14 protein-coding genes are annotated in these 15,624 nt (G+C 62.1%); 10 read left to right on the top strand and 4 right to left on the bottom strand.

The genetic code is table 11. The features are described from left to right. Positions 1-35: 35 nt before the first annotated feature. Together rpoB and EL2594_RS14225 are read right to left on the bottom strand one after the other, a co-directional pair. Positions 36-4,226, bottom strand: coding sequence for a DNA-directed RNA polymerase subunit beta (rpoB, locus tag EL2594_RS14230; protein WP_011415806.1), 4,191 nt, complete (start codon positions 4,224-4,226; stop codon positions 36-38). 312 nt (positions 4,227-4,538) lie between these two features. Next, positions 4,539-6,455, bottom strand: a complete 1,917-nt coding sequence (locus EL2594_RS14225) for an acyltransferase family protein (RefSeq protein WP_011415805.1) — start codon at positions 6,453-6,455, stop codon at positions 4,539-4,541. 568 nt (positions 6,456-7,023) lie between these two features. On the opposite strand from EL2594_RS14225, the gene EL2594_RS15770 reads away from it, so the two are divergent. From EL2594_RS15770 to EL2594_RS14195, 7 genes are all read left to right on the top strand, one after another. Beyond that, positions 7,024-7,155, top strand: coding sequence for a hypothetical protein (locus EL2594_RS15770; protein WP_011415804.1), 132 nt, complete (start codon positions 7,024-7,026; stop codon positions 7,153-7,155). 27 nt (positions 7,156-7,182) lie between these two features. Continuing rightward, positions 7,183-7,710: a DUF2975 domain-containing protein gene (locus EL2594_RS14220; protein ID WP_011415803.1), complete on the top strand. Its 528-nt coding sequence runs from the start codon at positions 7,183-7,185 to the stop codon at positions 7,708-7,710. Further along, positions 7,710-7,940: a helix-turn-helix domain-containing protein gene (locus tag EL2594_RS14215; RefSeq protein WP_011415802.1), complete on the top strand. Its 231-nt coding sequence runs from the start codon at positions 7,710-7,712 to the stop codon at positions 7,938-7,940. The genes EL2594_RS14220 and EL2594_RS14215 overlap by 1 nt, the downstream gene beginning before the upstream one ends. Before the next feature lie 93 nt (positions 7,941-8,033). Next, the gene (locus tag EL2594_RS14210; RefSeq protein WP_011415801.1) at positions 8,034-8,321 is read left to right on the top strand and encodes a hypothetical protein; all 288 of its coding nucleotides are present in this window, start codon (positions 8,034-8,036) and stop codon (positions 8,319-8,321) included. A gap of 323 nt (positions 8,322-8,644) precedes the next feature. Further along, on the top strand, positions 8,645-9,160 hold the full coding sequence (gene rplJ / locus EL2594_RS14205) for a 50S ribosomal protein L10 (RefSeq protein ID WP_011415799.1): 516 nt from the start codon (positions 8,645-8,647) through the stop codon (positions 9,158-9,160). Between the two features lie 71 nt (positions 9,161-9,231). Further along, on the top strand, positions 9,232-9,609 hold the full coding sequence (rplL, locus tag EL2594_RS14200; RefSeq protein WP_011415798.1) for a 50S ribosomal protein L7/L12: 378 nt from the start codon (positions 9,232-9,234) through the stop codon (positions 9,607-9,609). A gap of 140 nt (positions 9,610-9,749) precedes the next feature. Continuing rightward, positions 9,750-11,285: an MATE family efflux transporter gene (locus EL2594_RS14195; protein WP_011415797.1), complete on the top strand. Its 1,536-nt coding sequence runs from the start codon at positions 9,750-9,752 to the stop codon at positions 11,283-11,285. On the opposite strand, the gene EL2594_RS14190 is transcribed toward EL2594_RS14195, so the two are convergent. Then, the gene (locus EL2594_RS14190; RefSeq protein WP_011415796.1) at positions 11,266-12,099 is read right to left on the bottom strand and encodes a mechanosensitive ion channel family protein; all 834 of its coding nucleotides are present in this window, start codon (positions 12,097-12,099) and stop codon (positions 11,266-11,268) included. The two genes, EL2594_RS14195 and EL2594_RS14190, sit on opposite strands and share 20 nt — an antisense overlap. A 247-nt stretch (positions 12,100-12,346) precedes the next feature. Between EL2594_RS14190 and groES the strand changes: the two genes are divergently transcribed. Both groES and groL read left to right on the top strand, forming a co-directional pair. Then, positions 12,347-12,634: a co-chaperone GroES gene (gene groES, locus EL2594_RS14185; RefSeq protein WP_011415795.1), complete on the top strand. Its 288-nt coding sequence runs from the start codon at positions 12,347-12,349 to the stop codon at positions 12,632-12,634. Between the two features lie 120 nt (positions 12,635-12,754). Beyond that, positions 12,755-14,407, top strand: coding sequence for a chaperonin GroEL (gene groL / locus EL2594_RS14180; protein ID WP_011415794.1), 1,653 nt, complete (start codon positions 12,755-12,757; stop codon positions 14,405-14,407). A gap of 59 nt (positions 14,408-14,466) precedes the next feature. Here the strand turns inward: groL and EL2594_RS14175 are convergent, their stop codons facing one another. Next, on the bottom strand, positions 14,467-14,904 hold the full coding sequence (locus EL2594_RS14175; RefSeq protein WP_041685389.1) for a hypothetical protein: 438 nt from the start codon (positions 14,902-14,904) through the stop codon (positions 14,467-14,469). 97 nt (positions 14,905-15,001) lie between these two features. Between EL2594_RS14175 and EL2594_RS14170 the strand changes: the two genes are divergently transcribed. Next, on the top strand, positions 15,002-15,622 hold the full coding sequence (locus EL2594_RS14170) for a DUF305 domain-containing protein (protein WP_011415792.1): 621 nt from the start codon (positions 15,002-15,004) through the stop codon (positions 15,620-15,622). Positions 15,623-15,624 lie beyond the last annotated feature (2 nt).

Raw genomic sequence — 15,624 nt, 5'->3', positions numbered from 1 at the left:
CTCGCCCGAAAGCGAGGCTTCCCACGCCTCCTTGTTTACTCGGCTGCGATCTGCAGGCCGTCGTCATCCTCATCACCATCGGTGAGCGACGAAAGTTCGACATTGAGGCCCAGCGAGCGCATTTCCTTGACGAGCACGTTGAAGCTTTCCGGAATGCCGGCTTCGAAGGTGTCGTCGCCCTTGACGATCGCTTCGTAAACCTTGGTCCGGCCGACCACGTCGTCCGACTTGACGGTGAGCATTTCCTGCAACGTGTAGGCTGCGCCGTAGGCCTGGAGCGCCCAGACCTCCATCTCACCGAAGCGCTGGCCGCCGAACTGCGCCTTACCGCCCAGCGGCTGCTGGGTGACGAGCGAGTAGGGGCCGATCGAACGGGCGTGGATTTTGTCGTCCACCAGGTGGTGCAGCTTGAGCATGTAGATAATGCCCACGGTCACCTTGCGGTCGAAAGCCTCACCGGTGCGACCATCGTAGAGAACCGACTGGCCGCTCGAGTCGATACCGGCAGCTTCGAGCTGCGTGGTGACATCGCCCTCGCGCGCACCGTCGAACACCGGGGTGCCCATCGGGACACCGGCGGTCAGATTGCTGGCGAGTTCGATGATCTCGGCATTGCTGCGCCCGGCGATGTCGTCTTCGTAGCGATCGCCATAGACCCTCTGCAGCGTTTCCTTGACCGCTTCCGGCGGTTTGCCGGCTTCCGGATCGGGATTGGCCGCGCGCCAGTCTTCCAGCGCGTTCTTGACCTGCTGGCCAAGCCCGCGCGCCGCGAAGCCCAGGTGCGTTTCGAAGATCTGCCCGACATTCATGCGCGACGGCACGCCCAGCGGGTTCAAAACGATATCGACCGGGGTCCCGTCTTCGAGGAACGGCATGTCCTCGACCGGAAGGATGCGCGAAATCACACCCTTGTTACCGTGGCGACCGGCCATCTTGTCGCCCGGTTGCAGCTTGCGCTTCACCGCAACGAAGACCTTGACCATCTTGAGCACGCCCGGCGCGAGTTCGTCGCCCCGCTCCAGCTTCTCCTTACGGTCTTCGAACTTGTCGTCGATGCCCTTGGCGGCTTCGTCGTACTGGCTCTTGACCGCTTCGATCTGCTGCTGACGGTTGTCATCGGCGACGGCGAACTTGAACCATTCGTGCCTGTCGATGCCTTCGAGCAAGGCTTCATCGATCTTGACGCCCTTCTTCACGCCCTTGGGCGCTGCCGAAGCCGTCTGGCCGAGAAGCATGTCGCGCAGGCGGTTGTAGGTCGCACGGTTGAGGATCGTGCGTTCGTCCTGGCTGTCCTTGCGCAGACGCTCGATCTCTTCCTGCTGGATCGCACGCGTACGGTCGTCCACTTCGATACCGTGGCGGTTGAAGACGCGGACTTCCACGACCGTTCCGGCCACGCCCGGCGGGAGGCGGAGTGAAGTGTCGCGCACGTCGCTGGCCTTCTCGCCGAAGATGGCGCGCAGCAGCTTTTCTTCCGGCGTCATCGGGCTTTCGCCCTTCGGCGTGATCTTGCCGCACAGAATGTCGCCCGGATGCACTTCGGCGCCGATATAAACGATGCCCGCCTCGTCGAGGTTGCGCAGGGCTTCCTCGCCGACATTCGGGATGTCGCGGGTGATGTCTTCGGGGCCAAGCTTGGTGTCGCGGGCCATGACTTCGAATTCCTCGATGTGGATCGAGGTGAAGACGTCGTCTTTCACAATGCGTTCGGAGATGAGGATCGAGTCCTCGTAATTGTAGCCGTTCCAAGGCATGAACGCGACGAGCGTGTTCTTGCCCAGCGCCAGCTCGCCGAGGTCGGTCGAGGGACCGTCGGCGATCACGTCGCCGGCTTCGACCGTTTCACCGACCTTCACCAGCGGACGCTGGTTGATGCAGGTGTTCTGGTTGGAGCGCTGGAACTTCTGCAGCGTGTAGATGTCGACGCCCGACTGGCCGGGTTCGACATCGCCGATGGCGCGGATCACGATACGCGTGGCGTCGACCTGGTCGACGATGCCGCCACGGGTGGCGGTGATCGCCGCGCCCGAATCGCGGGCCACGGTTTCTTCCATGCCGGTGCCGACCCAGGGCGCTTCCGCCTTGACCAGCGGCACGGCCTGGCGCTGCATGTTCGAGCCCATCAGCGCGCGGTTGGCGTCATCGTTTTCCAGGAACGGAATAAGCGATGCGGCGACCGAGACGAGCTGTTTGGGCGAAACGTCCATCAGCGTGACGGTTTCGCTCGGCGCCATCAGGTTGTCGCCGTTCTGGCGCGCAGAGATCAGCTCCTCCACGAATGTGCCGTCTTCGGTCAGCTCTGCCGAAGCCTGCGCAACCGTGTGCTTCTGTTCTTCCATGGCGGACAGGTAGATCACTTCGCTGGTGACCTTGCCGTCCTTCACGACGCGATACGGCGTTTCGATGAAGCCGTATTTGTTGACGCGGGCAAAAGTCGAGAGCGAGTTGATCAGGCCGATGTTCGGGCCTTCCGGCGTTTCGATCGGGCAGATGCGGCCATAGTGGGTCGGGTGAACGTCGCGGACTTCGAACCCTGCGCGCTCACGGGTCAAGCCGCCCGGGCCAAGCGCCGAAACGCGGCGCTTGTGCGTGACTTCCGACAGCGGGTTGGTCTGGTCCATGAACTGCGACAGCTGCGAAGAGCCGAAGAATTCGCGGACGGCGGCCACAGCCGGCTTCGCGTTGATCAGGTCGTTGGGCATGACGGTCGACACATCGACCGAGCTCATGCGCTCCTTCACTGCGCGTTCCATGCGCAGCAGGCCGACGCGGTACTGGTTTTCCAGCAGCTCGCCGACAGAACGTACGCGGCGGTTGCCGAGGTTGTCGATGTCGTCGACATCGCCCTTGCCGTCCTTGAGGCCGACAAGTTCCTTGACCACGGCAAGGATGTCTTCCTTGCGCAGCGTGGTCACGGTGTCTTCGGCATCCAAGTCGAGACGCATGTTGAGCTTGACGCGACCGACGGCCGACAGGTCGTAGCGTTCGCCGTCGAAGAACAGGCCTTCGAACAGCGCTTCGGCGGTTTCCTTGGTCGGCGGCTCGCCCGGACGCATGACCTTGTAGATCGCTTCCAGGCCCTCGTCGCGGTTCTCGGCCTTGTCGACCTTGAGCGTGTTGCGGATCCAAGGGCCGGTGTTGATTTCATCGATGTCGAGCAGTTCCAGCTCATCGATCCCGGCAGCGTCGAGCGCTTCGAGATGGTCGGGGCCGACTTCGTCGCCAGCCTCGATGTAAATGCGGCCGGTTTTCTCGTCGATCATGTCCTTTGCGGCGTAGCGCGCGAACACTTCTTCGGTCGGCAGCAGCAGGTCCTTCAGACCATCCTTCTGCGCCTTGTTGGCAGCGCGCGGGCTGATCTTCTGGTTGGCGGGGAAGACTTCCTCGCCGGTCTTGGCATCGACCAGTGCGAAGGTCGGCTTCTGGCCACGCCAGGCTTCGGGCTCGAACGGGATCTTCCAGCCTTCACCCTTCTTGCCGCCGGCCCGCTTCCAGGTGACGGTGTTGTAGAAGAAGTGCAGGATTTCTTCGCTGTCGAGGCCGAGCGCATAAAGCAACGCGGTGACCGGCAGCTTGCGCTTGCGGTCGATCCGGACGTTGACGATGTCCTTGGCGTCGAATTCGAAATCGAGCCACGAACCGCGGTAGGGGATCACGCGTGCGGCAAACAGCAGCTTGCCCGAGCTGTGGGTCTTGCCCCGGTCATGGTCGAACAGCACACCCGGCGAACGGTGCATCTGCGACACGATGACACGCTCGGTACCGTTGATGATGAAAGTGCCGTTCCCGGTCATGAGCGGCATGTCGCCCATGTAAACGTCCTGCTCCTTGATATCGAGGACGGAACGGGTTTCGGTTTCCTGGTCGACTTCGAAGACGATCAGGCGCAGCGTCACCTTCATGGGGGCGGCATAGGTGATGCCGCGCTGGCGACACTCGGTGGTGTCGTATTTGGGCGGCTCGAGCTCGTAATGCACGAAGTCGAGCTCGGCAGTGCCGGCGAAGTCGCGGATCGGGAACACCGAACGCAGCGTTTTCTCGAGGCCGGAGACGTAGTCGATCTCCTTGTTCGAACGCAGGAACTGTTCGTAGCTCTCGCGCTGGACCTCGATCAGGTTCGGCATCTTCACGACTTCGTGAATGTCGCCGAAAATCTTGCGGATACGCCGCTTGGCCGTGCCTTCAGCTTTCGCTGCAGCCGCTGTGTTCTTCGCCTTGCTTGCCATGGAGGAGTGTCGCCTCTTCTCAAATGCACCGGCGGTTCATGCTGCCGCCGGCTGAAAACTGATTTCGGAACGCGAGAATGGGCCATTACCGGGACGCAAAAAGGCCGCAGGTGGAGCGCACCGATACCGGCGGCGGAACTGCAGCTTCAACAAAGCGTCGCGATTATGGAGCCCGCTGCTTCCGTCCTTAGGTCGATTCCCGCGCATGAATCGGCCTTGCTCGAAGCGAGCGGCTGAGGGGTATGTAGGAATTGGCGCGGCGCGTGTCAAACCTTGCGTCAGCCGGTGCCGTTCGCTCGCATCGTCCGGATATCAAGGATCGGACGGCTGCAAGTGCGCAAGGGCGGTTTCAGCCACGAGTTTGCGTGCGGCCCTCATGCTGAGATGCTCCGAATCGAAATAGGCGACACGCCCGTCGGCCAGCGCCATATGACACCTGTCGACGGAGCAGAGAACGGGAAGAGGATCGATGATCCGAATATCCGCCCTTTTCGCGCCCTGTTTCAAGCTGGATCTCAGCTCCTCGACGTCGCGCACATGCGTAACGCGTTCAACGCCGATTGCGGCGAGGTCGCGCCCGAGGCGATGCGCGATGCCCAGCGCATCGGGCACCGGCACATGATAGGTTGGAACAGGCTCGATTATCAGCACTTCCTTACCCGCCCGCCGCAGCGCAGCAGCCGCCGAAAGCATCTCGGCGGGTTGCCAGAAACTATATTCCTTTGCGCGGTAATGCACGAACAGAACCACGGTGCGGACCGATGCATCGCTGCTCAGTCCGGCCAGCACAGCTCGATTGAATGCCGCACATGCACCGGGCGTGTTCGGGGATCGATCGAGCGCCGGCGGACAGCTTGAAGCGGTGAGCGGCAGGACCGCGTGTCCGGCTTCGCCTTGGGCGTCGGCGAGGGCGGCGGCCAGTTCGACCCCGAAACTATCGCCCCAGACTGCGATCGCTTGTTCGCCATTCCCGCCGATGCGACAGCGGTCGTCATAGGTCCACACGCCGGAACCCGGATAGTGGCATCGTTCGCGATAAGGCGAATAGTCCGATGCAGCTGCAAACAGTTCCAGGCTACGCTGGTCGAACCTGTCCGGGTGTCCGTCTCTCTGTGTAAGAGCATGACCGGCGAGGGATAGGATAGCGATCGTCGCAATTCCGAAAGGCAGCGCCAGTTTCGGCTGCCATTCCTGGCGCAAAATGGGTTTCTCGAGGAAGCGCGTCGATAACGTCGCAAAGACGATTGCCAACAGCACACAGGCCGACAGCACCGCATACCCCATCACGCCGCCGGTCAGATACCCGGCGTAGACCAGGATCGGCCAATGCCAAAGATAGAGCGCGTAGGAGATATGGCCGAAGAAGGCCGATACGCGATTGGTAATGATGGCCTGCGCAGCAAACGAATGGTCGCGGCCCGACATGATCACGAGACCGCAACCCACACAGGGCACGAGACTGATCCAGCCGGGAATTGCATCATTTCCGTCGACCATGACGAAGGACCCGAGGATAAGAGCAAGGCCGACGAACATCGAGATTTGCGCCTGTGCCCGGCTGCGCAATGCGGGCACTGCCCCGATAGCAATCAGGGCTCCAGCCATCAGCTCGTAGGCGCGGGCGAATGCATGGAAAAATCCGTCTCCCCCGCGCAAGGCGAGGCTCACGGCAAAGGCCAGCGATAAAGTGAACGCGATAACGATCAACCCGTCGCGCAACCGGTTGGAATAGCGGGATGCCACAACGAGTACGAACGGGAAGACGATGTAGAATTGCTCCTCGATCGCCAGCGACCACGTGTGGAGCAAGGGTTGCAGTTCGGCTGCGGGCGCAAAATAGTCCAGCCTGTCCGAAAAGTGCAGGTTCGACACGAAGACTGCGGCCATCGGCAGGCTATCTCCGAGCGCCACGAGTGCAGCAGGTGGGAGCAGAAGCCAGCCAGCGAGAGCGGTGACAGACAGCATGGCAAGCAGAGCAGGAAACAGCCGGGCGATGCGACGGGCGTAAAAGTTGGCGATGGAGAAGCGTTCGCGCTCGATCTCGCGGATCAATATGCCGGTAATCAAATATCCCGATATAACGAAGAAAATGTCGACGCCGAGAAAACCTCCAGGCAGCAATTCCGGATCGACATGAAAAGCGACCACCGCAAGGACGGCGATCGCGCGCAGGCCCTGAATGTCTTGGCGAAATCGCGAGACCGTGTTCTGTACAGATTCCTGGCGCATCGGTGCCCCGCCATTGCACAAGGAAGCGCGGTGTCCAATCCTGCGCCATCATCGATATGTTGGCAGTCATCGGTTGGCTGTCGGCCATCTCACGCGACCGCCAAGCGCGTGGCCCATATCCCGATACCAAGTTAGGTCGCAGTCCTAGCAATGCTTCACACGGATAACGGGCAGGGTTGGAACAGTGCTCGCCCTGGCGACCGTCTGGATTTGCGCCTTGCCTGCTTCCGTTGCGGGGGCGGGGGGCAGCAACCCGTCACAGCCCTATTTACCGAGAGCACAACGCTGGAAATCACGCTCGGCGGTCCGATCCGCGAAACAGTGCGGGATGCGCCACCCGTTGGCCGGCCACACCGGTACAGAGGAAAGCGGGGAGCGAAAACCTTGCCATCACGCTGGCTGCGCAGGGCATCTCTCGGCGCAAATGCACGGCATCGCTCGTCGCGGTAGCGCGTTAGGATCGATTGACCCCGCACCTCGGCGTCATATTGTTTTTCGATATTATTGATTGACAATAAAAGCGGATCGGCATATTGAATATCGATATCGGACATCAAGGAGATCGATAATGTCACGCTTCACTCACCACTTCGTTGCCGTTGCCGCGGCCTTGTTCATCATGGCCGGCAGCTTCGGCGCCGTGATTTCTGTTCCGCCTGCGCAGGCCAGCGATGTCGCCGCCGCGCCGGCTTTGGCGTAAACGCCTCGGGTAGAAAGGACCATCGAGATGGCTGAAAAGATCAACGATCCGCTGCTGATTTTGGCGAAGGCAATTATCTACGTGATGCTTGGCCTGATGGCATTTGCCGGTTTCTTCGTCCTGCTCGGCGTGCCGGCCGTGGCCATTTTCGGGGCCGACCTCGGCGCTGAACTCGATGCCGGGGAATTGCCGCAGAACGCAAGATGGCTGATAGCCCTGTTGCTCGCCGCTGTTGCCGGTATGCTTTACCTCGGCATCCGCTTCTTCCTGCACATGCTCCGCATCGTCAAAAGCGTCGGCGAAGGCGATCCGTTCGTGCCCGTCAATGCCGACAGGCTGACGGCCATGGCGTGGATCACGCTCGCGCTCAATGTGCTGGCGATTCCGGTGGTTACGCTCGGCCTCTACGTCGCCAAGCTCGCCGGCGAAGAACCGGGGACCGTCGATGCCAGCCTCGATGTCGGCGGCATCACCTTGATCCTGACGCTCTTCATCCTTGCCCGGGTGTTCCGCCATGGCGCAGCCATGCGCGACGACCTGGAAGGAACCGTGTGATGCCCGCTGAAGAAGGCGCCAATATCGTGGTGAAGCTCGACGACCTGCTGCACGAACGCCGCATGACCCTGACCGAACTGGCCGAACGGGTCGGCCTGACGCTTGCCAATCTTTCCATCCTCAAGACCGGCAAGGCCAAGGCGATCCGGTTCTCGACCCTCGAGGCGATCTGCCGCGAGCTGGACTGCCAGCCCGGAGACCTGCTGAGCTATTCGGGGCAGGCGACCTGATCCACGATATCTCGGAAACAATCGCGCCGGGCGACGTTAGGAAAGCGTCGCCCGGCGCACATGCGCCGCGGGCCACCATTGGAGGAATACTTTATGAAACGTATCGCACTTGTCGCTGCCCTGCCCATCGCCATGGCCATTTCCGCCTGCGACGGCCCGGCGGAAGAAGTCGCCGAAGAGCAGGACGATGTGATGGAAGCCGAAGGTGAAGTGGTCGACGCCGCTTCCGGTACCATGGAAGCGCAGGCCGACCTCGCCGAAGAGCGCGCCGATGTTGCCGAAGCCGAAGGCGATCCGACCCGCGCCAGGAAGCTCGAGCAGGAAGCCGACGCCATGGAAGACAAGGCCGACGCCATGGAAGATGCAGCCGACGGCATGTGATCGGTTGCCCGTCTCGCCCGGGACATTCCCGGAAGAGACTTGACAGAATCGATCGAATCCTTAGAGGCCCGCCACCGAACGGCGGGCCTTTTCGGTTTCACCGTTCATCCGTCCGAGACAGCTGCTGACCGGAACACGTCCGGTCTTAATTTGCCGCCTAGACGGGGAAAAGAGTTTTCCGGCCTCCTCCCATGGCGGCCCCCTGGCGCGGGTCAGCGTCCTCCTTCCCCATCACGGACTCGCCTCGCGGCATGAGCTGCGGGGCTATTTGAGCCGGTCGCATTCGGAGCCATCCGGATGCGATCATTTTGAAGGAGTATGGCATGGATCGTTCGCAAAAAGCCGATGCGGTCGCAGAGCTCAACTCGGTCTTCAACGAGGCAGGCGTGGTGGTCGTCACCCGCAACCTCGGCCTGACGGTTGCTGCAAGCACCGAACTGCGCGGGAAGATGCGGGAAGCTGGTGCGTCCTACAAGGTTGCGAAAAACCGTCTGGCCAAGCTCGCCCTGAAGGACACCGACTACGAAGGCATCGGCGAGATGCTGACGGGTCCGATCGCGCTCGGCTATTCAGCCGATCCGGTCGCCGCCGCAAAGGCTGCGGTGGACTTCGCCAAATCGAACGACCGACTGGAAATCGTCGGCGGTTCGATGGGCGGGCAGATGCTCGACGAAGCCGGGGTCAAGGCACTCGCCTCGATGCCGAGCCTCGACGAGCTTCGTGGCACGATCGTGGGTCTCATCAACGCCCCGGCGACGAAGATCGCCCAAGTCGTCACTGCGCCCGCCAACAAGCTCGCCCGCGTTTTCGGTGCCTATGGCGCCAGCGAAGCGGCGTAAGCGGTTTTTCCGAAAAGAACTGACATTCCACATGGGGCACGCTGCCCCGACATGAATTTGGAGTAAGTACAATGGCCGATATCAAGGCTCTCGTTGAAGAACTTTCGAAACTGACCGTCCTGGAAGCCGCCGAGCTTGCCAAGGCGCTGGAAGAAGAGTGGGGCGTTTCCGCCGCTGCAGCTGTTGCAGTCGCTGGCCCGGCTGGCGGTGGCGACGCTGCTGCCCCGGCCGAAGAGAAGGACGAATTCGACGTCATCCTCACCGGCGACGGTGGCAAGAAGATCCAGGTGATCAAGGAAGTCCGCGCCATCACCGGCCTGGGCCTGACCGAAGCCAAGGGCCTCGTCGAAGGCGCGCCGAAGCCGATCAAGGAAGGCGTGAACAAGGCGGAAGCCGAAGAAATCAAGGGCAAGATCGAAGCTGCCGGCGGTACCGTCGAGCTGAAGTGACGAGACGGGGCGCACGCCCCGCCGTCATCCCGGACTTGCCTGCCCCTGCGCAGGCAGGGGATCCGGGATCTCGCTCCGCCTGGTCGACCCGACGAGGCGAAGAACACAAGGGGGCGGTGCCGCAAGGCGCCGCCCTTTTCATGTATGCGATCGGTGTGGCCCGGCAGTCGCAGAGCGTCCACAATATCGGCGTGAGGACGGGCCTGATCTGTCATATGGCCAGGCTGATCTCTATCCGGGCCGGCTGCATGCATGAAATGGCGCCCGAAGTGGACACGGCGGACAGCTGGCGAGCCGAGATTGCCGCGACCTTCAGGCTCGCGTGGCCGCTGGCGCTCGCCAATCTGTTGCAGATGCTGATCTGGGCGATCGACGTGTTCTTCGTCGCGCGGCTCGGCGAGTTCGAATTGGCCGCCTCCAGCCTCGCTGTGTCGCTGTTCAGCATCCTTGGCTGGGCGACCATCACCCTGGTGAGCATGGTCTCGGCCCTGATCGCAGCCGAACTGGGCCGCTCGCGCTATGCCATTGCTGAGGTCCGGCGCAGCGTGCGCATGGGCGTCTGGCTCTGCGTGATCTGCGGCGTACTCGTCATGCTGATCCTGAGCCAGGCCGAAGCCATCCTGCTCGCCAGCGGGCAGAGGGCGGAACTGGCGGCCCGCGCTTACGACTACATGGGCATCGTCCTGTGGGCGATGATCCCCTTGCTGGTGGCGAGCGTGCTGAGGAGCTTTGTTTCCGCGCTCGGCCGCCCGATCTTCGCTACCGCGATCACGGCGCTCGCCATCGGCGTCAATGCGCTGGGCAATTACGCGCTGGTCTTCGGCAATCTCGGCGCGCCCGCGCTGGGCCTCGAAGGTTCGGCCATCGCCACCGTCGTCACGTCGATATTCATCGTGTTGGCTTATGTGGTGGCGATCCAGCAGGACCGGCGCTTGCGGCGCTATGCCATCTGGGGCCGGTTCTGGCGGCCGGAATGGGATCGGCTGCGCGACCTGGTGGTGCTGGGCACGCCGGTGTTCTTCACGACGATCGCCGAAGCGGGGCTGTTCGGCGGTGCGGCCCTGCTGATGGGGCTGATCGGGGAATCCGAGCTGGCCGGCCACACCATCGCGCTGCAAATCGCCGCTTTCGCCTTCCAGGTGCCGTTCGGTGTGAGCCAGGCGGCGACTATTCGCGTCGGCTATTTCTACGGCGCGCGCGATCACGAAGCGATCAAGCGCGCAGGGGCGGTTGCGCTGCTGATAGCGGTGGCCTTCATGGCCTTCACCGCTTCGGTCATGTTGCTGATGCCGGAGGCGATACTGGGTCTCTATATCGATACGTCGAAATCAGTGAATGCGGCGATGATGGCCTTCGCGCTGCAATACATCGTGATCGCCGCACTTTTCCAGCTGGTCGATGGCCTCCAGGTCGTCGCTGCCGGGGCCCTGCGCGGGCTGCAGGACACGCGCGTGCCGATGGTGATGGCGATCTTCAGCTACTGGGTGCCCGGCTTCGGCACGTCCTATTATCTCGGCTTCTACACGCCGCTCAAAGGCACTGGCGTGTGGATCGGTTTTGCCGTCGGCCTGACCTTTGCCACCGTGCTGCTGACCGGGCGCTGGCTGATGCGCGAGCGGCTGGGCCTTGCGCACCGCCCCGCACGCAAGCCGGGCGCTAAACCGCCCGCTGCGTAATCTCGCGCTGCGGGAACGGGATCGAGATGCCGACATCGTCGAAGCGGGCCTTGACCGCCTCGGTCATATCCCACCCGACGGCTACGTAATCTGCGGTGGTGCACCATACTCGCAGACCGATGCCGACCGAACTGTCGTCGAGCGAATTGACGAAGGTCTGCGGCGCCGGATCTTCGAGCACCCGCTCGTCTGCCTCGGCGAGCGCCAGCAATTCGGTGCGCGCCTGCTCCATACTGTCGCCATAGCCGATCCCCACGACCAGCTCGAAACGGCGAATCGGATGGCGGTGGTAGTTGACGATGGGCTTGTTCCAGAGCTCGGAGTTCGGGATCATCACGAACAGCCCGTCGAATTGCTTGAGCTCGGTGGTGAACAGGCCGATATTCTGCACCACCGCGGTAATCGAGCCGACATTGATCGCCTCGCCCACCTTGAACGGTTTCTGCACCAGGATCATCACCCCCGACGCGACATTGCTGAGCGTGCCCTGCAACGCGAGCCCGATGGCCAGCGCCATGCCGCCGAGCGCGGCAAGGATGCTGGTAGTCTCCACCCCGAACTGCGCCAGCACGGTGACGAGCACGAGGGCCCACAACGCGTATTTGACGACGTTGGAGAGGAAATTGGCGACCGTCGGATCGAACCGCGGCGAGCGGGCCAGGGCCCGTTCGAACGCGCGCGACAGCAGCCCGGCGAGGAACAGGCCGATCAACAGAACCGCGAAGGCCCCGGCAATTTCGATCAGGTTGAGGCGCAGCCACAGCAGAATTTGTTCGGGGATGGTCAGGGCGGCGATATCGGCTTCGGCAGTCATGGCGATCCATTGAAATCTTGGGAGGTGGGGTCGATATGCGGGGCGCGATAGGGAATTCGCGCTGCTCTGGCCACCCCGGCCTCCGGTCCATGCTTTCGCCGCGCCGTCCGCCCGCAAGAAAGCGCAAATTTTTTCCTGAACCTTGGTTGACTCGCCCCAGGTGCGTACCCAAATGCATCCTCGCTGGCACTCTCTGGACGAGAGTGCCAATCGCAATCGTTCAACCCAAGTGAAAGGTCATCCCAACATGGCATTTCGTCCTCTGCACGACCGCGTTCTGGTCCGTCGCATCGAAGCCGAAGAAAAGACCGCTGGCGGCATCATCATCCCCGACAGCGCCAAGGAAAAGCCCAGCGAAGGCGAAATCGTCTCGGTCGGCTCCGGCGCCAAGGCCGAAGACGGCACCGTCACTCCGCTCGACGTCAAGGCTGGCGACCGTGTGCTGTTCGGCAAGTGGTCCGGCACCGAAGTCACCGTCGACGGTGAAGAACTGCTGATCATGAAGGAAAGCGATATCATGGGCGTGATCTCCTGATCACCCAGTGAGATCTCGCGAAGGCGGGAGCCTCAGGCCACCAGGCCGTACGCTTTCTACCAGGAACACTGAGACCCCAGCCTTCGCTGGGGATCACCACGAAGCAAAAGGAACAAACCAATGGCTGCCAAGGACGTAAAGTTCGGTCGCGACGCTCGCGAAGGCATTCTGAAGGGCGTCGACACGCTCGCCAACGCCGTCAAGGTCACGCTCGGACCGAAGGGTCGCAATGTCGTGATCGAAAAGAGCTTCGGCGCACCGCGCATCACCAAGGACGGCGTTACCGTCGCCAAGGAAATCGAGCTCAAGGACAAGTACGAGAACATGGGCGCACAGATGCTGCGCGAAGTGGCCTCGAAGACCAACGACCTCGCCGGTGACGGCACCACCACTGCCACCGTGCTCGGACAAGCGATCGTGCGCGAAGGCATGAAGTCGGTCGCGGCCGGCATGAACCCGATGGACCTCAAGCGCGGCATCGACATCGCCGTCACCAAGGTGGTCGAGAACCTGAAGAGCCGTTCGAAGGACGTCGCCGGTTCGGAAGAGATCGCTCAGGTCGGCATCATCTCCGCCAATGGCGACCGTGAAGTCGGCGAGAAGATCGCCGAAGCCATGGAAAAGGTCGGCAAGGAAGGCGTCATCACCGTCGACGAGAGCAAGGGCCTCGAATTCGAGCTCGAAACCGTCGAAGGCATGCAGTTCGACCGCGGCTACCTTTCGCCCTACTTCATCACCAACCCGGACAAGATGACGGTCGAACTCGAAAACCCGTACATCCTGATCCACGAGAAGAAGCTCAGCAATCTGCAGGCGATGCTCCCGATCCTCGAAGCGGCTGTCCAGTCGGGCCGTCCGCTGCTGATTATCGCGGAAGACATCGAAGGCGAAGCGCTGGCGACCCTCGTGGTGAACAAGCTGCGCGGCGGCCTCAAGGTTGCAGCGGTCAAGGCACCGGGCTTCGGCGACCGCCGCAAGGCCATGCTGCAGGACATCGCGATCCTGACCAAGGGGGAAATGATCAGCGAAGATCTCGGCATCAAGCTCGAGAACGTCACGCTGGGCATGCTCGGCGAAGCCAAGCGCGTCACCATCGACAAGGACAACACGACCATCGTCGACGGTGCCGGTGACGAAGCCGACATCAAGGCCCGCGTGAACGAAATCCGCACGCAGATCGACAACACCACCAGCGATTACGACCGCGAGAAGCTGCAAGAGCGCCTCGCCAAGCTCGCCGGCGGCGTTGCCGTGATCAAGGTCGGCGGTGCTTCGGAAGTCGAAGTGAAGGAACGCAAGGACCGCGTCGACGACGCACTCCACGCGACCCGTGCTGCGGTCGAAGAAGGCATCGTCCCGGGCGGCGGTACCGCGCTGCTCTACGCTACCAAGGTCCTCGAAGGGCTGAAGGGCGAGAACGACGACCAGACCCGCGGTATCGACATCGTGCGCAAGGCAATCGTCGCGCCGGTCCGCCAGATCGCGACCAATGCCGGTCACGACGGTGCTGTCATCTCGGGCAACCTGCTGCGTGAAGACAACGAATCGCAGGGCTTCAACGCTGCGACCGACACCTATGAAGACCTGGTCAAAGCCGGCGTCATCGACCCGACCAAGGTCGTGCGCGTCGCGCTGCAGGACGCAGCTTCGGTTGCCGGCCTGCTGATCACCACCGAAGCGGCGATTTCGGAAGTTCCGGAAGACAAGTCGTCCGGTGGCGGCATGCCCGACATGGGCGGAATGGGCGGAATGGGCGGTATGGGCGGCTTCTAAGCCCCGCATCGTTCAGACGCATAGAAAGGCCCCGGTGGAGAAATCCGCCGGGGCTTTTTCTATGTCGAATGCGGGCGGGTCAGGCGCGCGGCAAGCGTCAGGCTGACCAGGGGCACCACGATCCACATGGCGATCGTTACGAGCCCGATGCCGGCCAGCTTGGGCATCAACTCGCTATACTCCCAGCCCCACGGCACGCGGACTGCCAGCAGTTCGACGGCTACCGTCACCGTCAGGCCGGTCGCCAGATAAGTCGCCAGCGGACCCGGTCGGCTGTCGTGAAGCCAATACTGTCTGCCCGCGAACGCGCGCGCGATAAGATAGGAAAAGACCATGATCCCGGCATCGCCGAACGACGCCAGCGCGCAATTCTTCGTCTGCTGCCAGCCGCTCAAGTGATCCATATCGAAGAAAGGCATTTGCAACATCTCCCAGACGAAGGCGACGAGAAAGCCCTGCATGGCCAGCCAGCTTTCGGGTCGATCGAGCCTTTGCATACGCGGCAATTCCTTTGCACTTTCTGCAACTTCGCGCGGAACAAAATACCCCCAGGGGGCATTCCCGTCCATGTCTATCGGAACAAGGGGAAGGCAGATGACAGACAGGCACAATGCTTCGCAACACAGCTCGCAATCCGGCAAATGGGGCACGTTCTTCGCGATGATCGCCACATCCATCGTGACGATGTTCGTGCTGAAATATTCCAATGTCTACGAGCCGGACCATGCCTTTTTCAGCCAGACGCGCGTGTGGATGGCGCTAATGATGGGCATGGCCATGATCGTCATCATGCTTGGCTTCATGTGGGGCATGTACAGGACCTTTGCGACCAAGCTCGCAGTGATGGTGCTCGCGGTCATCGGCTTCTTCGCCTTTCTGTTTCTCGCGCGCAGCCAGGAGACGGTCGACGACGTGAGCTGGATGAAGGCGATGATCCCGCACCATTCGATCGCCGTCCTCACCAGCCGTCGGGCAGAGATCAGCGACCCGCGCGTACGCAGGCTCGCCGATGCGATCATCGAAGCGCAGGTGAAGGAAATCGCCGAAATGAAACTGCTGCTGGAAGATATCGAGGTCAATGGCGAGCGCGGCGACGGCACACCGATCGCTCCGCGCACTGCCCAACTGACGCCGGAATTGCTGCAGGAGGCCGAGAAGGCGCTGGAGATGCCGGTAACGCCGGAATTGCGCGAAAAGGTCGAAACCGGAACCTGAGC

This window comes from Erythrobacter litoralis HTCC2594 (genome assembly GCF_000013005.1).
Lineage (GTDB): Bacteria > Pseudomonadota > Alphaproteobacteria > Sphingomonadales > Sphingomonadaceae > Parerythrobacter > Parerythrobacter litoralis_A.
The sequence above is the reverse complement of the archived record's forward strand: the minus strand, read 5'-3'. Positions and strand labels throughout refer to the sequence as shown.